We start from the raw sequence: 21,621 nt of genomic DNA, 5'->3' as shown, positions 1-21,621 counted from the left end.
TCTTGGTCGAATACGCACGCGCATGGCGCGATCTTCCGAAACGATGCGGCACGGACCGCGTACACGCGGTCCTGACCCCCCTCACCGTTCTGAGAGAACTCCATGAGAAGAAGCGCAGCCGTCCTGTGTGGCGCGACCGTCGTACTGGCCGGGACGCTCACCGCCGTCCCCGCCACGCCAGCGCGTCGCACTCCGCGAACACCGCCCAGGCCGCGAAGGTCACGTGGAAGAAGTGCGGCACGGAGAACTCCCCGACGCTCCAGTGCGCGTCGGTGAAGGTGCCGCTCGACTACGCGAAGCCGCAGGGGAAGAAGATCACGCTGGCGCTGTCCCCGCGTGCCGCACACCGCGAAGAAGTACCAGGGCCCGCTGGTGGTCAACCCCGGCGGCCCCGGCGGCAGTGGTCTGACGCTGGCCGGTCTTGTCCGGCGCCTTGTCCGTCACCGTCATCGGTCTCGGCCCCATGGGCCGCGCCATGGCCGGTGCCTACCTGGACGCCGGCCACCAGGTCACCGTCTGGAACCGCACCGCGAGCCGCGCCGACGAGCTGGTGGCCAGGGGCGCGGTACGTGCCAGCACCGTCGAGGAGGCGCTGGCGGCAGGCGAGGTGGTGGTGCTCAGCCTCACCGACTACGCCGCGATGTACGACATTCTGGAGCCCGCCGCTCCGGCCCTGGCGGGCCGCGTCCTGGTCAACCTCAGCTCGGACACCCCGGAGAGGACCCGCGAGGGGGCGGCCTGGGCGGTGAAGCACGGGGCGCGTCACCTCACCGGCGGCGTCCAGACCCCGCCGTCCGGCATCGGCTCGCCGGAGTTCGACACCTTCTACAGCGGCCCCCGGGACCTCTTCGAGCAGTACGAGGACGTTCTGAAGGTCATCACGGGCACCGACTACCGCGGCGAGGACCCGGGTCTGGCCGCGCTCTACTACCAGCTCCAGATGGACCTCTTCTGGACCACCCTGACCGCCTGGCTGCACACGCTGGCGCTGGCGGACGCGAACGGCATCAGCGCCTCGGAGATCGGGCCGTACGCGGCACAGACGCTGGGCGGGATGGGCCAGTTCCTGGACTTCTACACACCGCGGATCGAGGCGGGGCGGCACTCCGGCGACGTCGAGCGGATCTCGATGGCCGTGGCGAGCATGGAGCACGTCGTGCACACCGCGCGGGACGCCGGCGTGGACCCGGCGCTGCCCGCCGCGGTGCTGGAGGCGTTCCGGCGCGCGGCGGCGGAAGGCTACGGGGAGGACAGCCTGACCAGGCTGTTCGAGGTATTCGGCAGGGGCGTTGCTGCCTGAGTACGACCGAGGGCGCCCCGCACTGGCGGGGCGCCCTCGGTCACGTACGCGAGAGGGATCAGAGCTTCTCGATCACGTAGTCGACGCACTTCGTGAGGGCCTCGATGTCCGCCGGGTCGATCGCCGGGAACATCGCGACACGCAGCTGGTTGCGGCCGAGCTTGCGGTAGGGCTCGGTGTCGACGATGCCGTTGGCGCGCAGGACCTTGGCGACGGCGGCGGCGTCGACCTCGTCCGTGAAGTCGATCGTGCCGATGACCTGGGAGCGCTTGGCCGGGTCGGTGACGAACGGGTTCGCGAACTTGACGTCCTCGGCCCAGCCGTACAGCGTCCGCGCGGACGTGGCGGTGCGGCGGACCGACCAGTCCAGGCCGCCCTGGCCGTTGATCCACTCCAGCTGCTCGTTGAGGAGGAACAGCGTGGCGAGGGCCGGGGTGTTGTACGTCTGGTTCTTGCGGGAGTTGTCGATCGCCGTCGGCAGCGAGAAGAACTCCGGGACGTGGCGGCCGGACGCGTGGACGCGCTCGGCGCGCTCGATCGCGGCCGGGGAGAAGACGCCGATCCACAGGCCGCCGTCGGAGGCGAAGGACTTCTGCGGGGCGAAGTAGTAGACGTCCGTCTCGGCGATGTCGACCGGGAGGCCGCCGGCGCCGGACGTGGCGTCGACCAGGACCAGCGCGCCCTCGTCGGCGCCGGCCACGCGCTTGATCGGCATGGCGACACCGGTCGAGGTCTCGTTGTGGGTGAAGGCGTAGACGTCGACGCCCGCCTCGGCGACCGGCTCGGGGTGGGTGCCCGGGTCGCTGGAGATGACGTCGGGCTCGGCCAGCCAGGGCGCGAGCTTGGCGGCCTTGGCGAACTTGGAGGAGAACTCGCCGAAGCTGAGGTGCTGCGACTTGTTCTCGATCAGGCCGTGCGTCGCGATGTCCCAGAACGCGGTGGAGCCGCCGTTGCCGAGGACCACCTCGTAACCGTCGGGGAGCCGGAACAGCTCGCGGATGCCCTCGCGCACCTTGCCGACCAGGTTCTTGACGGGGGCCTGGCGGTGGGAGGTGCCCATGAGGGAGGTGCCGGTGGCGGCCAGGGCGTCCAGCGCCTCCACCCGCACCTTGGAGGGGCCCGCGCCGAATCGACCGTCGGCGGGCTTGATGTCAGCAGGAATCTGGATCTCAGCCACGGAGGGGAGCGTAGTCGCTTCCGGAAACCCGGGCGAAACGTCGTCCGTCGGGTGAGACGGTCTTCCGGCAGCCATCAGTGCGGCGACGGGCCGGGCCAGACGGCCGAGGCGTCGTCGCGGTGCGGGGCCGGCAGCCGGACCGGGCGCACGGGAACAGGGCGGACGCGGCCCTCGGAGGCGGCCGTCCAGGGGGCGGGGCGGCCGGAGTAGCACAGGGTGGTGAGGACGAAGACGCCGTCGGCGTAGACCTCGACGTACTCGCCGACGGTGAGGACGCGCAGTGAGGCGGCGGGTTCCGGCAGGAGGGTCTCGCCGAGCGGTGCGCCCTCGGGGCCGGTGACCCGGAGGGTTTTGCCGTCGCAGCCGACCGTGAGCGCGGGCCGGCCCACGTCGGAGGCATGCGTGCGCAGGGTGATCTCGGTGCGGCCGGAGACGTCGACGTCGCCGACCGCGTGCAGGGGGGCGTCGCACGTCTCCTCGCCGAGCCAGGCGTCGAGGCCCGGCCACCATTCCAGGCGGGGCGCCGCGTCCCGCGGTACGACGAGGGACTTGGGCTGGGCGAGCATGCCGCGGCAGCGCTCGCCGGTGTCGGTGAGGCCGACGCGGCGCGGGGTGGTGTGCAGCACGACGCGTGAGCCGTCGGGGGCCGCGACAACGCGCGGGGCGTACGCGCCCGTCGGGCCGATCGGACCGCGGCGGGTCCACGGGCCGCGCAGGCGCGGCGCGGTCCACGCCTCGAAGCCCCGGGTGGCGCCTATGGAGCCGAGCAGCAGCCAGGTGCCGTCGTCGAGGCGTTCGAGGACCGGGCACTCCAACTCGTCGACGTCGCCGGGTGAGATGAGCGGCGGCTGGACGGTCCAGTGCTCCAGGTCGTCGGAGGTGGCCCAGGCGACGCAGCCGCTGACCTCGACGGGCCGGGAGGCGTCGGCGGCGCAGACCGCCATGACCCAGCCGTCGGACTCGTCGTCGCGTACGACGAAGGGGTCGCGCCAGCCCATGCGTTCGCCCGTGCGGTACCAGCGCCCGTCCGCCTCGACGACCGGTTCCGTGCCGTGGCGGCGCCAGCCTGTGCCGTCGGTGCGGTCGGAGTGGGCCAGGCCGACCGACTGCAGGGGCCAGCCGTCGGGGGTGAGTCCGGAGACGGCGGTGTAGAGCATCGCCATGCCGGTGCCGTGCGGGAAGGCGTGCATGGTCCACACCGCCTGCTGGTCGAAGCGGCCCGGCAGACCGTTGCCGAAGGCCGTGCCCTGCGGCTCCCAGTGGACCAGGTCGGTGGAGGTGGCCCGGCCGTAGGACGTCTCCATGCGCAGGTGGTCGAAGTCGGCCGTCCACGGGCCCTGCAGGTGCAGCGCGGTGTAGGTGCCGTCCGCGTGGCGCAGCAGGTCGAAGTCGTTCACGCAGAGGCCGGGCGGCGCGTATCGCATGGACAGGTCCTGTCTGCCGACAGCGGCACTCAAGCGTGTGCGCTGTGGTCTGGCTGGTGAGAGTTCCTCTGAGAGTCAGCCGAAGTAAATCTGAACGCAAACGCTTGCGCAACCAGGTGGGCGGGTTTACGGTCTCGTCACTCCCCCTCACGCCGCTGTGTTTCCGGGCCCCGGGCTCGCGGCGTGCACTCGATCTAGGAGCGTCCCGTGACGGTCAGCATCACCGATGTCGCCGAGGCCACCGGGGTCTCGGCGTCCACCGTGTCCCGTGCCCTGCGCGGCCGTCCCGGAGTGTCGGAGGAGATGCGGGCCCGGATCGTCGAGGCCGCCGCCGAGCTGGGCTACACCGCCTCGCGCTCGGCGTCCAGCCTGGCCAGCGGGCGCACCTACACCATCGGCGTCGTCGTCCCGTACGTCGGCCGCTGGTTCTTCGGCACCGTGCTGGACTCCGCCGAGAGGGTCTTCAGCGCCGCCGGTTACGACGTCCTGCTGTACAACCTCGGCTCACCGGAGGCCCGCAAGCGCTTCTTCACCAAGCTGCCGATCCGCAAACGGGTCGACGCCGTGCTGTCCCTGCTGATCCCCGACCTCGAGGAGGCCGCCGCCCTGCGGTCCCTCGACGTGCCGCTGGCGACCACGGTCGGCGGCGCCCGGCCCGGCTTCACGGCGGTCGGCATCGACGACCGGGGCGGGGCTCAGAGTGCCGTACGGCATCTGGTGAACCTCGGCCACCGGCGGATCGGCATGATCTCCGGCGCCAGCGAGCCCCTGCACTGGACCACGCCCCTCGACCGCCGGCAGGGCTATCTGGACGTGCTGGCCGACGCGGGGATCGAGCCCGACCCCGCACTGGAGGCGGACGGCGGTTACACGGTCGAGGGCGGCGAGCGGGCCATGACCGAGTTGCTGGCGCTGCGCCACCCGCCGACCGCCGTGTTCGCCCAGTCCGACGAGATGGCGATGGGCGCGCTGCGAGCCCTGCGCCGGCACCGGCTGAGGGTTCCGGAGGACGTGTCCGTCGTCGGCTTCGACGATCACGAGCTGTCCGAGGTGGTCGGGCTGACCACCGTGGCCCAGCCGGTCGCGGCCCAGGGCCGGGAGGCGGCCCGGCTGCTGCTGGCGCGGCTGGACGATCCGGAAGCCGGGCCGCCGCACCCCGTCGAGATGCCCATCCGTTTCGTCCTCCGCGAGACCACCGCTCCGCCGAACACCGACAGGCAGCGGTAGCTCCACCCGTCCCCCTCCCCGCCCGCCACCAGGGGCGCCGTTCAGCCCCCCGGCCCCTTCCCCACCGTCCGCGCACCCACCCGCACACCCGCACGGAGGCACCACCATGATCACCGGTCACAGAAAACACCGTCGTACGGGCCTGACAGCCCTCGCTCTGCTGCCCCTGGCCGCGCTGGCCGCCTGTGGCGGGGGCGGCGGCAGCGACACCTCCGCCGAAGAGGGCAGCGGCAAGGGCACCATCAGCGTCTGGGCCCACCAGGGACAGGCGAGCGAGGCGGCCGCGCTGCAGAACGCGGTGAAGTCCTTCAACTCCTCGCAGAGCGACGTCAAGGCCGAGCTGAAGCTGATCCCCGAGAACGACTACACCAAGACCATCACCGCCACCGACGCCTCGGAACTGCCGGACGTGCTGGAGTTCGACGGCCCGACGATGGCGAACTTCGTCTACAACAGCAAGCTCGCCCCGGTCGACGGCCACGTCTCCGCGAAGACCCTCGACAACGTCACCGACGCGATCAAGGCGCAGGGCGAGATCGACGGCAAGCACTACGGCCTGGGCATGTTCGACGCCGGGCTCGGTATGTACGCCAACAAGAAGCTGCTGGACGCGGCCGGTGTGAAGTACCCGACGGGCGTGGACGACGCCTGGACGGCCGAGGAGTTCGGCAAGGCGCTGGGGGCGCTCAAGGGCAAGGATTCCGACGGCAAGGTCCTCGACATATCGGAGCAGTACGGCCTGGCCACCGAGTGGGGCACCTTCGGCTTCTCCCCGATCGTCTGGTCGGCCGGCGGCGGCCTGCTGAAGGACGGCAAGGCGCAGGGCGCCCTCGACAGCCCGGACGTGGTCTCCGCGATGAAGACCTTCCAGTCCTGGAAGACGTACGTCGACCCCAACACCGACGGCAACGCCTTCGCCAAGGGCAAGGTGGCGCTGAGCTGGGTCGGCCACTGGAACTACCCCGCGTACAGCGAGGCGCTCGGTGACGACCTCGTCGTCCTGCCACTGCCTGACTTCGGCAAGGGCCCCAAGACGGGCCAGGGCTCGTGGGCCTGGGGCATCGGCGCCGACAGCAGGAACGGCAAGGCCGCGGGCGCCTTCCTGGACTACCTGCTGAACGACGGCAACGTCGGTGCGATGACGAAGGCCAACGGCGCGGTGCCCGCCACCGAGTCCGCACTCGCCAAGAGCGAGCTGTACAAGAACGGCGGCCCGCTCCAGCTCTTCGCCGACCAGCTGGCCAAGCCGTGCGGCGACAGCGACATCAGCGCCTCCTGCGTCGCCGTCACCCGCCCGGTGACCGCCGGATACCCCACGGTCACCGCCAAGTTCAACACGGCCCTGAACTCGATCTACGGCGGCGCCGACCCCGAGGAAGCCCTGCAGAAGGCCGCCCGCGCCATCGACCGGGACTTCACCGACAACGCCGGCTACGAGATCCCGTAACCCGCAGGACGCATCGGCCCGGGCGGGCCGTCGGCGACGTGACGACGCAGCCACGTACCGACCGGGCCCGCCCCGCCGGGAAGAGGACCCTCCCGTGAAAACCGTGGAACCCGCGCACCCCGCGGCCCCTGGCCGGGCGCAGGCCGCCTCGTCCGCGCCCTTGGCGAAGCCCTCGCGTCCGTCGCGCGGCAACCGCGACTGGCTGCACGGGCTGCTGATGTCCGCCCCGGCCGTCGGCGGGCTGATCGCCTTCGTCGGCATCCCGTTCGGCTACGCCGTGGTGCTCTCCTTCTACAACGTCCGCCTCGGCTCGCCGCTGGAGCCCACCTTCTTCGGCGTGGAGCACTACCGGCGGCTGTTCACCGACCCCGACCTGTCCGGCCCGTTCCTGCGGGCGCTGCTGAACAACCTGACCTTCGCCGCGGTCGTCGTACCGCTCCAGACGGGTCTGGCGCTGGCGCTGGCGATCCTGCTCAACCGCAAGCTGAAGGCCATCGGCCTGTTCCGGTCCTTCTTCTTCATGCCGGTGGTCTTCCCGATGGCGCTGGTCGCCGTGATCTGGCGGCTGATCCTCGCCCGCAGCGAGCAGGGCATGCTCAACTCCCTGCTGGACGCGGTGAGTTTCGGCAACTGGGGTGCCTTCGACTGGCTCGGCGACGGCCTCACCGCGATGGGCTCGATCATCGTGCTGTCGGTGTGGCAGGGCGTCGGCTTCCAGATGGTCATCCTGCTGGCCGGCCTCCAGCAGATCCCGGGCGAGCTCTACGAGGCCTCCCAACTGGACCGGGCCTCGCGCTGGCAGCAGTTCCGGCACGTCACCCTGCCCGGCATCCGCGGCACCCTCGTCTTCGTCGCGATGCTGACCTCGGTGCTGTCCTTCCGGGTCTTCGACCAGGTGTACATCCTCATCCGCGGCGGCGGCCTGGACGAGGACGCCACCCGCACCGTGATGTACCAGGCCGTCACCACGGCCTTCGACCAGAACAACATCGGCCAGGCCTCAGCCGTCACGGTGGTGTTCTTCCTGATCGTCGTCGCCCTGACGATCGTCCAGCGCCGCGTCGTCCGGCCCGACAACGAGGACTGACTCCACCATGTCCATGCCCCGTACGCCCGTACGCCGCGTCCTCGACTACACCGTCCTGAGCGTCCTGGCGTTCGTCTTCGCCCTCCCCGCGCTCTACCTCTTCCTCGGCAGCCTCAAGCCGTCCGACGAGGTCCTGAACGGCCTGTCCGGCTTTCTGCCCACCCACCTCTCCTTCGACAACTACACCGCCGTCCTCGACAGCCTCAACTCCGACAGCACCGGCTACTTCTGGCAGTTCATGGGCGTGTCGGTGCTGCTGTCGTTCGTGGTGGTGACGGGCGGACTGATCGTCAACTCGATGGCTGCGTACGGGCTGACGCGGCTGAAGTGGCGAGGCCGGAACGCGGTGTTCACCCTGGTCCTGCTGCTGATGCTGATCCCGTTCGAGTCGGTGGCGGTGCCGCTGTTCTACATGTTCAACGGCCAGCGCAACACCCTGTTCATCCAGGCGCTGCCGTTCGTCGCCAACGCCTTCGCCGTCTACCAGTTCCACACGTTCTTCCGGAAGATCCCGCCGAGCATCGAGGAGGCGGCCCGGCTGGACGGCGCGGGCCCCTGGCGGACCTTCTTCGCGATCATCGTGCCGATGTCCAGGCCGGTCTTCGCCTCGGTCGCGATCCTCACCTTCCTCATCCAGTGGGGCTCCTTCCTTTGGCCGGTGCTGATGGTGTCCGACCCGTCGGTGCGTCCCCTTCCCCTGGAGATGAGCGTCTTCCAGGGGCAGCAGCCCCCGGACTGGGGCCAGATTTTCGCCTTCGGTGTGCTGCTGGTGCTGCCCGTGCTGATCGTCTTCGCGTTCTTCCAGCGCTGGTTCGTCGAGGGCGTGGCCAGCTCCGCCGTCAAGGGCTGACACCTCGGGCGAGCATCGCCCCGGCCCGTCACTGTCAGTGGCCGGGTGCATGCTGGAGGCATGACGGATGTCGGGGATCTGGCAGCCTTTGAGGCGGAGCTGCGCGGGGTCGTCCGGGGTGACGTGGGTTTCGACGTCACCTCCCGGGCGCTGGTCACCATGGACGCCTCCAACTACCGGCGGGTGCCGCTGGGTGTGGTCGCTCCCCGTGACGCCGACGACGTGGCGGCCGTCCTGGAGGTGTGCCGGCAGCGGGGGGTGCCGGTCGTGGCGAGAGGCGGCGGCACGTCCATCGCGGGGCAGGCGACCGGTACGGGCGTGGTGCTGGACTTCACCCGGTACATGAACGGGCTCGTGTCGCTGGATCCCGAGGCGCGCACGGCCGTCGTGCAGCCGGGGCTGGTGCTCGACCGGCTCCAGGAGGCGGCGGCCCCGCACGGGCTGCGGTTCGGGCCGGATCCGTCCACCCACAGCCGGTGCACGCTCGGCGGCATGATCGGCAACAACTCGTGCGGCTCGCACTCGGTGGCATGGGGGACGACCGCGGACAGCGTGCGCGAGCTGGACGTGGTCACCGGGCGCGGGAGGCGGCTGCGGCTCGGGCCGGACTGGGCCGGCGCCCCGGACGGCCTGCGGGAGCTGGTGGACGGCGAACTGGCACGGTTGCGCACGGGCTTCCCGGAGCTGCCCCGCCGTATCTCCGGGTACGCGCTGGACGCTCTGCTGCCCGAGCGGGGCGCCGACGTGGCCCGCTCCTTCTGCGGTTCCGAGGGCACGCTGGGCGTCCTGACGGAGGCGGTCGTACGACTGGTCGAGGCACCACGCGCGCGTGCGCTGGCCGTGCTGGGCTACGCCGACGAGAGCGCGGCGGCCGAGGCCGCTGCCGGGCTGCTGCCGTTCGGGCCGCTGACGGTGGAGGGCATGGCGGCGGACCTGGTGCCGCCCGCGGCCACGCTGCCGCGGGGCGGGGCCTGGCTGTTCGTGGAGACCGGCGGGGAGTCGGCCGAGGAGTCACGCGCGCGTGCGGAGGCGATCGTACGGGCGGCCGATGTCGTGGACTCCCTGGTGGTCACCGAACCGGCTGGGCAGCGCGCGCTGTGGCGCATCCGGGAGGACGCGAGCGGTACGGCGACGCGGATGCCCGACGGGAGCGAAGCCTGGCCGGGGTGGGAGGACTGCGCGGTGCCGCCCGCCCGGCTCGGGGCGTATCTGCGGGACTTCCGGGCGCTGCTCGGCGCGCACGGGCTGCGCGGCACGCCGTACGGGCACTTCGGGGACGGCTGCATCCACGTCCGTATCGACTTCGACCTGCTGACGGAGCCCGGCATCGCCCGTTTCCGCCGCTTCTCGGAGGAGCTCGCGGAGCTGGTGATGGCGCACGGCGGTTCGCTGTCCGGGGAGCACGGGGACGGGCAGGCGCGGGCGGAGCTGCTGCCCACGATGTACGGGCAGCAGATGGTGGGCCTGTTCGAGCGGGTGAAAGGGGTGTGGGACCCCGACGACCTCCTCAACCCCGGCATGCTGGTCCGCCCCGCGCCCCTGGACGCCGGCCTGCGCTTCTCCGTCCTCCCCCGCGAGCCCGTCGACGTCGCCTTCGGCTACCCCTTGGACGGCGGTGACTTCTCGGCGGCGGTGCGGCGCTGCGTGGGCGTCGCCAAGTGCCGTACGACGTCGGTCTCCGGCTCCTCCGTCATGTGCCCGTCCTTCCGGGCGACCGGCGCGGAGCAGCACTCCACGCGCGGGCGTGCCCGGCTGCTGCACGAGATGCTCGCCGGTGAGGTGGTGACCGACGGCTGGCGCTCCACCGAGGTGCGGGACGCGCTGGACCTGTGTTTGTCCTGCAAGGGCTGCCGCTCGGACTGCCCGGTGGAGGTCGACATGGCCACGTACAAGGCGGAGTTCCTGCATCACCACTACGCCGGCCGGCGCCGCCCGGCCGCGCACTACGCGATGGGCCGGCTGCCGGTGTGGCTCCGGGCCGTGACCCGCACGCACACGGCGCCGCTGGTCAACGCCCTCGCCCGGATGCGGCCCTTCGCCTGGGCCGCGAAACGGCTGGGCGGGATCGCCCCCGAGCGGGAGCTCCCCCGGGTGGCGACACGGACGTTCAGCCGGTGGTGGGAGCGCAGGCGGGGCGAGGTGGCTGCCGCCGGGCGTGGCCGTCTCGTCGTGTTGTGGCCCGACACCTTCACCGAGTACCTCTCGCCCTCCGTCGGACAGGCCGCCGTCCGCGTGCTGGAGGCGGCCGGGCTGCGCGTGGCGCTGCCGCCGACCGTGCACCTGGCGAAACCGCCGGTGGGCGACGGCAGGACGGTCGCCCTCGACCCGCTGTCCCTGCTGCGGGGCCGGGGCCGGGTCTGCTGCGGGCTGACGTACGTGTCGACGGGGCAGCTGGACCGCGCCCGGGCCGTCATGCGGCGCACGCTCGACCTGATGGAGCCGGTGCTGGAGACCGACGCCCCGGTCGTGGTCCTGGAGCCGAGCTGCGCCGCCGCCCTGCGCACGGACGTCCCGGAGCTGCTGCACGACGACCCGCGCGCGGCCCGCCTCGCCGCCAAGGTCCTCACCTTCGCTCAGACGCTGGAGCGCCATGCCCCCGGCTGGACCCCGCCGCGCGTGGACCGCCCGGTGGCCGGCCAGACCCACTGCCACCAGCACGCGGTGCTGGGCGACGCCGCCGACCGCCGGCTGCGTCAAGCCGCTTCGCTCTCCGGCGAACTGAGCGGCGGCTGCTGCGGTCTCGCGGGAAACTTCGGCTTCGAGAAGGGCCACTACGAGGTGTCCGCGGCCTGCGCGGAGGAACAGCTCCTGCCGTCGGTACGGGGCGCCCCGGACGGCACGGTGGTCCTGGCGGACGGCTTCTCCTGCCGGACGCAGCTGGAGCAGCTGGCGGGGGTGCGGGGGAGGCATCTGGCTCAGGTGCTGGCGGCGGCGCTGGAGGGAGCAGGCAGTGAACGGGAGGCCGAGCGGTGAACCGGGGCGGGTGGCCGTACTGTCCGACATCCACGGCGTTCTCCCCGCCCTGGAGGCCGTGCTCGCCGAGCCGGACGTCGCCGCTGCCGAACGCATCGTGCTCACCGGCGACATCGCGGCCGGCCCGCAACCGCGGGAGGTCGTCGAGCTGCTGCGGGCGCAGGGCGACCGTGTGCTGTGGGTCGCCGGGAACGCCGACCGCGAGCTGGTCGAGATCCGCAGGGGAGAGCGGACCCGGTTCCCCGATGCGATCAGCCCGTACGCGGCACGGCAACTGACCCCCGGCCAGGTCGACTTCCTCGACTCCCTGCCCACGTCCCTGACCCTCACCGTCCCCGGCCACGGCAAGGTCTTCTTCTGCCACGCCACACCCCGCGACGACGAGGAGATCGTCCTGGTCGACTCCCGCCCGGCCCGCTGGACCGAGGTGTTCGCCGACCTGGACGAAGACATCCGCACCGTGGTGTGCGGCCACACCCACATGCCCTACGCCCGTCTGGCCCACGGCCGCCTGGTGGTCAACCCGGGCAGCGTCGGCATGCCGTACGGCCGTCCCGGCGCCCACTGGTGCCTGCTGGGCCCGGGCACCGACCTGCGCGTCACGCCGTACGACATCCCGGCCGCGACCGCGCGGCTGATCGCCGAGTGCGCGTACCCGGACATCGCCGACTGGGCCGGCTACCACCTCAACGCCCGCGCGAGCGACGAGGACGCGCTTGAGGCGTTCGGGCCACGGGACGGGCGGACCCGAGTGTCTGAACCGGGGGAGGGACGGAGCCGCTCCTAGGCTCGCGGGACCAGCCACCGCCCGCCGAGGGCCGCTGCTCGAAGGAGCCCGCTCATGAGCGTCCGCGTCCAGCCGATCACCCGCGACGAGCACCTCGCGTTCGTCACGGCCCGCCCCTCCGCCAGCCATACCCAGGTCCCCTCCTGGGGTGAGGTGAAGCCCGACTGGCAGGCCGAGAGCCTCGGCTGGTTCGACCAGGGCGGGCAGCTCGTCGGCGCGGGACTGGTGCTGCTGCGGCCCCTGCCCGGGCCACGGCTGCCCGGACTGCCGCGGTACCTCGCGTACCTGCCCGAAGGCCCGCTCCTCGACTGGCACGAGCCCGGTCTCGAACGCCTGCTGGAGCCGATGGTCGCCCACCTCGGGAGACGGGGCGCCTTCGCGGTGCGGATGGGCCCGCCGGTCGTGGTGCGCCGCTGGAGCGCCGAGACGGTCAAGGCGGCGATCGCGGACCCGGCCGCCCGGCGGCTGCGCGACGTGCGGGCGACGTCGTACGAACCCCGCGCCGGCCAGGTCGCGGACAGCCTGCGCCGCATGGGCTGGCGGCAGACCGCACCCGGCGGCGAGGACGGCTTCGCCGCCGGTCAGCCCCGGTACGTCTTCCAGGTGCCGTTCGCCGGACGGTCGCTGGAGGACATCCACAACGGCCTGAACCAGCAGTGGCGGCGCAACATCAAGAAGGCGGAGAAGGCCGGCGTGAAGGTCGTGCGTGGTGCTCTGGAGGACCTGCCGGTTTTCCACGAGCTGTACACCGAGACCGCCGAGCGGGATGGTTTCCTCCCGCGCCCGCTGCCGTACTTCCAGCGCATGTGGAGCGCGCTCACCGCCGAACACCCGGACCGGATGCGGCTCTACCTCGCGTACCACGACGGCGAGGCGCTCGCCGCCGCCACCATGCTGAGCGTCGGCGACCACGCCTGGTACTCCTACGGCGCCTCCGCCGACCGCCGGCGCGAGGTCCAGCCGAGCAGCGCCGTGCAGTGGCGCATGATGTGCGACGCCCACGAACTCGGCGCCGCCGTCTACGACCTGCGCGGCATCACCGACACCCTGGAGGAGTCCAGCGATCTGGTGGGCCTGCTCCGCTTCAAGGTGGGCACCGGCGGTGAGGCCGTCGAATACCTCGGCGAATGGGACTACCCGCTCAACGGGCTGCTGTACAAGGCGTTCAGTCTCTACCTCGCCCGGCGCTGAGCGAGCCACTTCCCGAAACCCGAACGGAAAGAGGTGGCACGGAGGGCCGGGTCGCCGACGGGCGAACTGCGAATGCCGCTGTTCGCGGAGTACCCGGCCCATCCGGTCGGCCCGTCATCTCACTGACCGAGACAGAGGCAAAAGAGGTTCACGCCCCTGACAGGGTCCATTACCCTGGACTGTGCAGTACATCGGGGTGTACGTGGAGTGCATGCCGAGGTGCGAACGGCCGGCACGGCCGGCACAGCCTCCGATCAGCGCCGACGAGCACAGGACCGCCCGTGACAACCCCCGACAGCGCCACCACGCACCAACCCGCGACAACCGCCGCTGCCGCCGCACCGGCCGCCGGGCCGGGTCGGCTGGGCTCCCTCGGGCCGGTGGCCCTGGTGTTCGCGGGCGGGATCTCGGTGCAATTCGGCGGTGCGCTGGCCGTGATGCTGATGCCGAGGGCGGGCGCCCTCGGGGTGGTGGCGCTCCGTCTGCTCGTGGCTGCGGTCGTCCTGCTGCTGGTCTGCCGACCGCGGCTGCGCGGCCACTCGCGCACCGACTGGGGCACGGTCGTCGTCTTCGGCATCACCATGGCCGCGCTGAACGGCCTCTTCTACCAGGCCGTCGCCCGCATCCCGCTGGGCCCCGCGGTCACCCTGGAGGTCCTCGGGCCGCTCGCCCTCTCGGTCCTGGCGTCCCGCCGCGCGATCAATGTGGTGTGGGCGGCGCTCGCCCTGGCCGGTGTCTTCCTGCTCGGCGGCGGAGGCTTCAGCAGCCTCGACCCCATAGGAGCGGCCTTCGCCCTGGGCGCCGGCGCCATGTGGGCGGCCTACATCATCTTCAGCGCCCGTACGGGCCGCCGCTTCCCGCAGGCGGACGGTCTGGCGCTGGCGATGGCGGTGGGGGCGGTGCTGTTCCTGCCCCTGGGCATCGCCGAGTCGGGAGCGAAGCTGGTCGACCCGGTGACGCTGTGCCTGGGCGCGGCGGTGGCCCTGCTCTCCTCGGTCCTGCCCTACACCCTCGAACTGCTCGCCCTGCGCCGCCTGCCCGCCTCCACCTTCGCGATCCTCATGAGCCTGGAACCGGCCATCGCCGCGACGGCCGGCTTCCTCCTCCTCGACCAGGCCCTCACCGCCATGGAGGCCGCCGCGATCGCCCTCGTCATCGCGGCGAGCATGGGGGCGGTACGGACGCAGGTCGGCCGCGGCCGCGACCGCCGGAAGACGGCGGCGCTGGAGGGCGCGGGGCTGGAGGGCTGACAAGGGCTGACACGTTGAGCTGAGTTGCCGATGGGTGGCGAGGCAGCAGGCGAGTTTCAGGGACGCCTCATGGATGTCGGCTCGGTTGTTTCACGATCCGGCGGACACGGACCTTGTCGCGGCAGATGCCGTGGTAGTAGCCGCGGTCGGCGAGCATGGAGCCAGGGTTGCGGCGGGGACGACCGACCCGGCCGCGAACTGGTGGGGCGGCGTCCAGCAGTGGCATCACCTGGGTAACGTCGTTGCGGTTGCCTTTGATGAGAATGACCGCGAGCGGGGTGCCGTGCCCGTCAGTGACGCGACCAGTCGAGCCGCGATGCGGTAGTCATCGCGTTCACCGTTGTCGGCGGAAAGGCGACATCACCCGTGAAGGGCAAGGGTGCGGTTGCAGATCTGCCAGCCACCCCTCGATGAGGTCTGCTGGACTGATCGCGAAACGCGCTGCCTTTCACAGGACGGGACGCCATGTCGGCAACCACCGCCGCTTCAGTCAACGGCCAACTCTTATCCTCTCGATCCCCGCTGATGGGGTGGCTGGCCGTGGTCTCGGTGATGCTGGGAATCTTCGTCATCGTCACCACCGAAATCCTGCCGATCGGTCTGCTGACCTCGATCGGATCCAGTTTCACCGTCTCGGACGGGATGGCTGGACTGATGATGACCATGCCCGGTTTCCTGGCGGCGATCGCCGCTCCACTGGTCACCGCGGCCACGGCACGCTTCGACCGCCGACTGATGCTCTGCGTCTTCATGCTCCTGCTGGCACTGGCGAACTTCCTTGCCGCCGCGGCACCCGACTACTGGCTCGTACTGACCTCCCGGATCATGGTCGGGATCGCGATCGGCGGCTTCTGGTCGATCGGAGCCGGGTTGGCGGAACGACTGGTGCCGCCGGCCTCGGTCGGCAGGGCAACTGCTGTGATCTTCTCCGCCGTCCCGCTGGGATCCGTCCTCGGCGTGCCGACGGGCACCCTCATCGGAGATCTCGCCGGATGGCGAACGGCCTTCACCGTCATGGGAGCTCTGACGGTCGGCGTACTGGTCATGCTGCTCTTGTTCGTGCCGCCGCTTCCTCCGGTCCGGGCCACCCGACTGAGCGTCCTCGGCGGCATGCTCCGCAGCGCCAGTACCCGCTTTGCACTCCTGCTGACGTTCGTCGTTGTGCTGGCTCACTTCGGTACCTACACCTACGTGACACCATTCCTGGAACAGGTCACCCACGCCGGCGCCGGTCTGATCACTACATTCCTGCTGCTCTACGGTGCCGCTGGCATCCTCGGCAACTTCCTGGGCGGCGCCTGGGTGGCCCGGTATCCGCGGACCGTCTTCGGGCTCGCGGCCGGCCTGATCGCCGCGGTGACCCTTCTGCTTCCAGCGTTGGGCCGTTGGGAGACGGGCGCAGTGATGCTGCTGATCGTGTGGGGCATCGCGTATGGCGCCGTACCAGTTGCGTCCCAGACGTGGTTCTCCAAGAGTGCGCCGCATGCCCCAGAAGCGGCATCGGTCCTGTTCACCGCCTCCTTCCAGGCAACAATCTCTTTCGGTGCACTCGTAGGGGGAGTCACCCTGGACCGCACCTCTCCGTCCGCGGTCATGCTGCTGGGAGGTTGCACCGCGGTGCTCATGGTCCTGGCAGTAGGGTCACGATTCGCCGAGCGCCTCACCGGTCCGGACTGCGAGGAGCGGTCCTGAACGCACAGAGACTCGCCCACAGATCTTGATCTGCCGACCACTGTCGGAGGCGGTGCTCGCTGCCGCCGGACCGGGGGCGTGTCCCATAGGGGCCTTCGCGACAGGCACCGTCACAGTCCTGGCCGCCTCACCCGGCCCGGCGTCGGCCACCGGTGTTCCCGAGGCGTTCCGGAGACAGGCGACCGTGCCCAGCATGACCTCGGGTGTTGCGGGGCGGTGGCTGGGCCGACGGGCACTGGAGTTGCCGTGCTTCGGTACGGAGTCGTAGTCATCCGTAGAGGCCCCACGCGTTGGCCTGCCTGCCGCCCACGGGACGGATCCGCTCCTCCGAGTTGCCGCGATACCAGGCGATCTCATCGAGCCGCCCCGACCGCGGCCCGCTGCTGCCGGCCCGACCGGCGTGCTCCCACTCGGACTCGGTCGGCAGCCGGTACCCGTCACCGGAGACGTCCCAGTCGACCGACTCGGAGTCATCGCCCAGGTGATACGCGGGCGTCAGTCCATCCGCCCTGGACAGCGCGTCACAGAATTTTACCGCGTCCCACCACGACACGCCCTCGACGGGCAGCCGGTCGTCGTGAGCGGCACTCGGCCGCTTACCGGTGACCCGGGCGTAGCAGCCGGAGCGGGCGACCTCGGTGTCCGCCCCGAAGGGACCGGACCAGGTGGATCCTCCCGTCGCTGCCGGAGCGGCTACCAACTCGGTCGTCGCACGATCCATCGTCAGGCGACAGGCATGCGCAAGACGGACCAGCGAGCGCCACACCATCCGGTGACTTCTGGTCGAGCTCAAGCTGTGACGGATCGATATACACCATTTATCCATGTATACAGGTCTTGATGTGAGGCCGACGTTGCGTTACCCCACCTGACCTCAATCCTGAAAGGTGCAGAAAATGAAAAACTCACCGCTGTGGCGGGTTGCCCTGGCGTCGGCGGCATCCGCTGCTGTCATCGCCGCGCCGCTGGTCGGCGCAGGCACAGCCCACGCCCAGTACCCGCCCCCTGGTCCAGGCCTGACTCTCTCCTCGGACACGGTGGAGGCCGGAGAAGACGTCAGCTTCACAGGAACGGGCTTCGCCCCCAACCAGGCCCCCGTCACGGCGGTGCTGTTCTCGAAGAAGGTCGTGCTCGGCCGGTTCCAAGCCGACAGGCAGGGAGTTGTCGAGGGCACGGTGACCATCCCCGAGTGCACCCCGCCCGGCCCTCACACCTTCAAGCTGTTCGCGCACGACCCCGATCTGATCCTTCGTGCGCCCCTCGAGGTACTGCCCCCCGCGGGCGATGTCGACTGTCCCGGCGACGACGGTCGCGACGACCACTACGGCCACGACGGCAGAGGGGACCACCGCGGCCATCATGGCCGGCTTGCGGACACGGGCAACGACGAGACGCTGATGATGCTGGGTGGTGCGGCGGCCGGACTGGCCGCAGTCGGTGGAGGGACGATGCTCGCCATGCGCCGTCGCCGCAGGTCCTGACGGAGGGGCAGGTACACACCGTCGTCCGGTGACCCCGATGCCGGAACCGTGCCACGGAGCCCGGGAAGCGCCGCTGACCGCAGCTGCGCTTCCCTTGGCCCGCGCCGCCTGGGTCGGGGTCACCGGACTGCTGCCCTGCTTCGAACAGGTCGCGGACGCAGAAGGATCCGGAGATCCACACTGCGGCGGCCGTCCTCGACCGCTACCCGCCCCGTCAGTGCGCCGCAAGCGTGGCCGTCAGTTGCCAGACCGCTGGGTGGCGGTGCCGGCAGGCGAAGCCGTGTGCGACTGCGCACCTCCACCCGTTCCCGTGCTCCCTTTGGGCGAACCGAGCGCTTCTTTTCTCTCGCCTCACTTCTCACCTGCTGTCGCCGCAGGCGCGCCGCTCTCGTCCAGGTGGGCCGACATGCGCGGTGCGGGCAGTTCGCCGTAGCCCCTGTAGGTGTCGTAGCCGGCGCCTTTCGGTGCCGCGGCCATGCTGAAGACGGTGCCCAGGGCGCGACTGCCCACGCGTTCCAGGGCCTCGACGGAGGCACGGACCTGGTCACGGCTGGTTTTCGAGGCGCGGACGACGAGCAGCGTGCCCTGGGCCAGCGGAGCGAGTCCGAGGGTATCGGCGACCGGCAGCAGCGGCGCCGTATCGATGATCACCACGTCGTAGGTGCTCGTTAGCTCACTCAGCAGTTCGCTCATACGGGTCGAGCCGAGCAACTCGGTGGGGTTCGGTGGCTTCGGGCCACTGGCGAGCACCGCGAGCCGATCGTCGGCTTGCTGGATGACGTCCCCGACGCGGGCCTGCCCGATCAGCACGGTGGTCAGTCCGGCGTCCTGGACGAGGCCGAAGGTCTTGGCCACGCAGGGGCGGCGCAGATCGCAGTCCACCAGGCAGGTGGAGGCGCCCGCCTCCGCGAGGGAGAGAGCCAGGTTCGCCGCGGTGTTGGTCTTGCCCTCGCCAGGCACCGAACTGGTCACCATGATGATCCGGGGACGATCGTCGACCTGGGCGAACTGCAGGTTCGTGCGCAGCTTCCGGAACGCCTCGGCGCGCGGGGAGTGTTGCCCCGCTGTGGTCACGAGCGGCCGTCTGGGTGCCTGCTTGTCGTACGGGATGGATCCCAGGCCCGGCAACCCGGAGAACTCGGTGAGCGCCCGACTGGTCTTCAGGGTGGTGTCGAGAGTTTCACGCAGGACCACCAGCCCGGCCCCGACCAGCAGGCCACCGAGCACTCCGACGGCCAGGTTGAGCAACGGACGTGGCGAGACCGGGGCGGCGGGCGTGGTCGCCTTCTGGGTGATGCCCAGCGCGACGGGCGAGACGGGCGGAGGAGGTACCGACTGTCGCGCGCCGGTCGGCTTCGGGGGTGCCGGCCTGGGTGGTGTTTCCAGTTGCTCGACGACGACGGTGAAACGCTCCGCGACGGCGTTGGCGATGCTCGCGGCACGCTTGGGAACGGTATCCCGGACGTTGATGTTGATGAGCACGGTGTTGAGCGGGGCTTCGGCGGTGATCCGAGACGCCAGTTCCTCCGGTGTGGTGCGCAGCCTCAGCTTACGTACCACGGGCTGGGTCACCTGGCTGGTGGTGACGATCGAGGCGTACGACTGCACACGCGCCTGGGAGAAGCTCTGCCCCTGCGTCAGCTGAACCATGTCCTCGCCACTGCGGGTGGCGACGAAGAGCTGAGTGCGCGCCTCGTAGGTGGGGGTGCTCAAGCCGGTGGCGGCGCACGCGGCGCCGACAGCGAGGACCAGACAGACCACGGCAGTCGGCCAACGTCTGGCAAGAGCCTTCAAAAATCCTCGGAGATCCAAACTGCACCTCTCATAGAACCAGGCGAATCGCCCGAAGGTGGCACATTGTTCCCTTTACGTAGTGGCGAAGGTAGGGGATCGAACACCTCAGCCGGTGTAGCCACCCCAATGTCGGCCCGACAAACAGCCCTGTAGGCAGACACCTGTCGGTTGAGGGCGCCTGGTCCACCGTGCCGACCGGGCGCTGCACCATCTGGTGGCTTTTCCGCAGGGCCGCACGGTTCGACAGTCATGCTCACTGTTCGCCGGTGTAAGCACTCTTGGTCAGAGGCCGCCGCTCAAGGTCACCGTGAAGCGAGGAGTTTCTGCCGTGTCCGAACGTCTGCGATGCGCAGTGGTAGCCGTGCTCTCGGGCGCGCTGCTCGCCTCCTGCGCGGCGGAGGAAGCGAGAAAACACCCCGCGTCCGGCGCGGTCGCCGGGACCAGGGCAGCGAAGGGCGAGTCGGTTTCCGGCGGCGTGGAGCAGTTGAGGGTCATGGTGCTCGAGGTTCTTCCGCACGACCCGCGGGCCTTCACTCAGGGGTTGGAGGTGGCCGGCGGCACGTTGTACGAGAGCACTGGCCTGGTCGGTCGTTCCTCGGTGCGGGCGGGTCCGCCCGGACGGCACCCGACACTCCAGAAGGCGCTGCCAGCACCGCTGTTCGGGGAGGGCATCACCGTGGTCGGCAGGAAGCTGTGGCAGCTCACCTGGCGGAACCGCCTCGCCATCGAACGCGACGCCAGGACGCTGTCGGAGGTGCGTCGTGTCCCGTACCCCGACGAGGGCTGGGGCGTGTGCTACCAGCGGTCCGGAGACCGGCTGGTGACGAGCGACGGATCATCGCGGCTGACCTACCGGGATCCGAGGACACTTGCGAGGACAGGCGACATCAACGTCACCCAGGGCGGCCGACCGGTGACGAAGCTGAACGAACTCGAGTGTGTCGGCGAGGCGGTGTACGCCAACGTCCTGTTCACCGATCGCATCGTGCGCATCGACTCCGCCACCGGTGCGGTGACGGCGAGCATCGACGCCTCGGGCCTGCTTCGCAAGGGCGAACGTGTGCACGGATCCGCGCTGAACGGTATCGCGGCCGTCCCTGGCACCGACCAGTTCCTGATCACCGGCAAGCTCTGGCCCAAGACGTTCCGCGTGACCTTGGTTCCGGCCGGGCGCACCGGCGACTCCGAGGGCTGAACGGCTCTTCCGTTCCAGTGAAGATCGGCGGGGCGGGCGCGATAAAGCACGAAACATCGCGATCCTTCAGTGTGTCCGATTCACACAAGGTGGAGCAACGCGACGATGCACATCGTGCGGGTAAGCTACCGGATCCCTCCCATGCAGGGCGGAATGGAGCGTCACGTCGAGAGCCTGACGCACCATCAGGTACGTGGCGGAAACCGGGTGACGCTCTCGTTCCGGCATGGTGCAGCGGTACCGGTGGGCGCCACGCGGCTGCCGCTGCAAAGGACCACCCCGTCCCGGGTGCTGGCGCCGGCGTCCGACCGGCTCGCGTTCTCGGCGGCAACGGCTGCCGCGATCACGGACCTCTGCGCCGGCTCGACACGACGCGCCGTGGACCTCGTGCACCTTCACGGCGACTACGTTGAGGCCGCCTGGCTGGGGCCCGTCTGCCGACGGCTGGGAATCCCGCTGTTCCTGACGGTCCACGCGGCACTCGCCGGCCGGCACCAGTGGCTAGCCCGGCGTGCTTTCCGCAGTGTGGAGGCGTTCATCGCGCTGGGGTCGGCGACCGCTGCCGACCTCGTGGCGCGTGGCGTGGACCCGAGACGCATCCTCACCATGTCCAGCGGCCTTGAGCTGTCCGCCATGCCGCCTTCCGTCGACGTCCGGGCTCGTGAGCGGGGTCTGATCGTCAGCGTCGGCGCGTTGAACCCGATGAAGAACCACGGTCTGCTCATCGAGGCGTTCCACGAACTGGC

Annotated in this window: 15 protein-coding genes and 4 pseudogenes; 14 read left to right on the top strand and 5 right to left on the bottom strand. The window is 70.6% G+C overall.

Annotated features, from left to right (window positions below; translation table 11 throughout):
• Positions 1–102 precede the first annotated feature (102 nt).
• Together V8690_RS18645 and V8690_RS18640 are read left to right on the top strand one after the other, a co-directional pair.
• Positions 103–420 (top strand): annotated as a pseudogene (locus V8690_RS18645) (alpha/beta hydrolase); the annotation flags it as partial.
• 1 nt (position 421) lies between these two features.
• Positions 422–1,300, top strand: coding sequence for an NAD(P)-binding domain-containing protein (locus V8690_RS18640; protein ID WP_338780320.1), 879 nt, complete (start codon positions 422–424; stop codon positions 1,298–1,300).
• A gap of 58 nt (positions 1,301–1,358) precedes the next feature.
• On the opposite strand, the gene serC is transcribed toward V8690_RS18640, so the two are convergent.
• Positions 1,359–2,477, bottom strand: a complete 1,119-nt coding sequence (gene serC / locus V8690_RS18635) for a phosphoserine transaminase (protein ID WP_338780318.1) — start codon at positions 2,475–2,477, stop codon at positions 1,359–1,361.
• Between the two features lie 74 nt (positions 2,478–2,551).
• Complete coding sequence (locus V8690_RS18630; protein WP_338780315.1) at positions 2,552–3,901, bottom strand: mucin-1; 1,350 nt, start codon at positions 3,899–3,901, stop codon at positions 2,552–2,554.
• Between the two features lie 207 nt (positions 3,902–4,108).
• Here V8690_RS18630 and V8690_RS18625 point away from each other — a divergent pair, with 207 nt between their 5' ends.
• The 8 genes from V8690_RS18625 to V8690_RS18590 all read left to right on the top strand — a co-directional run bounded on the left by V8690_RS18625 (position 4,109) and on the right by V8690_RS18590 (position 14,713).
• Complete coding sequence (locus V8690_RS18625; RefSeq protein WP_338780313.1) at positions 4,109–5,128, top strand: LacI family DNA-binding transcriptional regulator; 1,020 nt, start codon at positions 4,109–4,111, stop codon at positions 5,126–5,128.
• A 106-nt stretch (positions 5,129–5,234) separates the two neighbouring features.
• A complete protein-coding gene (locus V8690_RS18620) occupies positions 5,235–6,575 on the top strand; it encodes a sugar ABC transporter substrate-binding protein (protein WP_338780311.1) in 1,341 nt (446 codons plus the stop codon).
• A 94-nt stretch (positions 6,576–6,669) separates the two neighbouring features.
• A complete protein-coding gene (locus tag V8690_RS18615; RefSeq protein ID WP_338780309.1) occupies positions 6,670–7,662 on the top strand; it encodes a sugar ABC transporter permease in 993 nt (330 codons plus the stop codon).
• Positions 7,663–7,669: 7 nt separating this feature from the next.
• Positions 7,670–8,512 (top strand): carbohydrate ABC transporter permease, encoded by an 843-nt coding sequence (locus tag V8690_RS18610; protein ID WP_338780307.1) that lies wholly within the window; start codon positions 7,670–7,672, stop codon positions 8,510–8,512.
• 60 nt (positions 8,513–8,572) lie between these two features.
• Positions 8,573–11,485 (top strand): FAD-binding and (Fe-S)-binding domain-containing protein, encoded by a 2,913-nt coding sequence (locus V8690_RS18605; RefSeq protein ID WP_338780306.1) that lies wholly within the window; start codon positions 8,573–8,575, stop codon positions 11,483–11,485.
• Entirely contained in the window at positions 11,463–12,272 is an 810-nt protein-coding gene (locus V8690_RS18600) for a metallophosphoesterase family protein (RefSeq protein WP_338780304.1), read from the top strand. Before V8690_RS18605 ends, V8690_RS18600 begins: the two co-directional genes overlap by 23 nt.
• 54 nt (positions 12,273–12,326) lie before the next feature.
• Positions 12,327–13,463 carry a peptidoglycan bridge formation glycyltransferase FemA/FemB family protein gene (locus tag V8690_RS18595; RefSeq protein WP_338780302.1) on the top strand — a complete coding sequence of 379 codons (1,137 nt, stop codon included), beginning with the start codon at positions 12,327–12,329 and terminating at the stop codon, positions 13,461–13,463.
• A 281-nt stretch (positions 13,464–13,744) separates the two neighbouring features.
• Positions 13,745–14,713 carry an EamA family transporter gene (locus tag V8690_RS18590; protein ID WP_338780301.1) on the top strand — a complete coding sequence of 323 codons (969 nt, stop codon included), beginning with the start codon at positions 13,745–13,747 and terminating at the stop codon, positions 14,711–14,713.
• 15 nt (positions 14,714–14,728) lie between these two features.
• Here the strand turns inward: V8690_RS18590 and V8690_RS18585 are convergent.
• Positions 14,729–15,011, bottom strand: a pseudogene (locus tag V8690_RS18585) (transposase); the annotation flags it as partial.
• A gap of 167 nt (positions 15,012–15,178) precedes the next feature.
• Here V8690_RS18585 and V8690_RS18580 point away from each other — a divergent pair.
• Positions 15,179–16,405, top strand: a complete 1,227-nt coding sequence (locus V8690_RS18580) for an MFS transporter (RefSeq protein WP_338780299.1) — start codon at positions 15,179–15,181, stop codon at positions 16,403–16,405.
• A gap of 200 nt (positions 16,406–16,605) precedes the next feature.
• Positions 16,606–16,683: pseudogene (locus V8690_RS18575) on the top strand (formylglycine-generating enzyme family protein); the annotation flags it as partial.
• Here V8690_RS18575 and V8690_RS18570 read toward each other — a convergent pair.
• Positions 16,680–17,021: pseudogene (locus V8690_RS18570) on the bottom strand (SUMF1/EgtB/PvdO family nonheme iron enzyme); the annotation flags it as partial. The pseudogenes V8690_RS18575 and V8690_RS18570 overlap by 4 nt on opposite strands.
• Positions 17,022–17,301: 280 nt before the next feature.
• On the opposite strand from V8690_RS18570, the gene V8690_RS18565 reads away from it, so the two are divergent.
• Positions 17,302–17,886 carry an LPXTG cell wall anchor domain-containing protein gene (locus V8690_RS18565; protein WP_338780298.1) on the top strand — a complete coding sequence of 195 codons (585 nt, stop codon included), beginning with the start codon at positions 17,302–17,304 and terminating at the stop codon, positions 17,884–17,886.
• Between the two features lie 351 nt (positions 17,887–18,237).
• Here the strand turns inward: V8690_RS18565 and V8690_RS18560 are convergent, their stop codons facing one another.
• On the bottom strand, positions 18,238–19,698 hold the full coding sequence (locus V8690_RS18560) for a polysaccharide biosynthesis tyrosine autokinase (RefSeq protein WP_338780297.1): 1,461 nt from the start codon (positions 19,696–19,698) through the stop codon (positions 18,238–18,240).
• Positions 19,699–20,008: 310 nt separating this feature from the next.
• Between V8690_RS18560 and V8690_RS18555 the strand changes: the two genes are divergently transcribed.
• Positions 20,009–20,875 (top strand): glutaminyl-peptide cyclotransferase, encoded by an 867-nt coding sequence (locus V8690_RS18555; protein WP_338780295.1) that lies wholly within the window; start codon positions 20,009–20,011, stop codon positions 20,873–20,875.
• The last annotated feature ends 746 nt before the right edge of the window (positions 20,876–21,621 follow it).

Source organism: Streptomyces sp. DG1A-41 (assembly GCF_037055355.1).
Taxonomy (GTDB): Bacteria; Actinomycetota; Actinomycetes; order Streptomycetales; family Streptomycetaceae; genus Streptomyces.
Note: the sequence above shows the minus strand (reverse complement) of the source record. Positions and strands in the feature narration are given on the sequence as shown.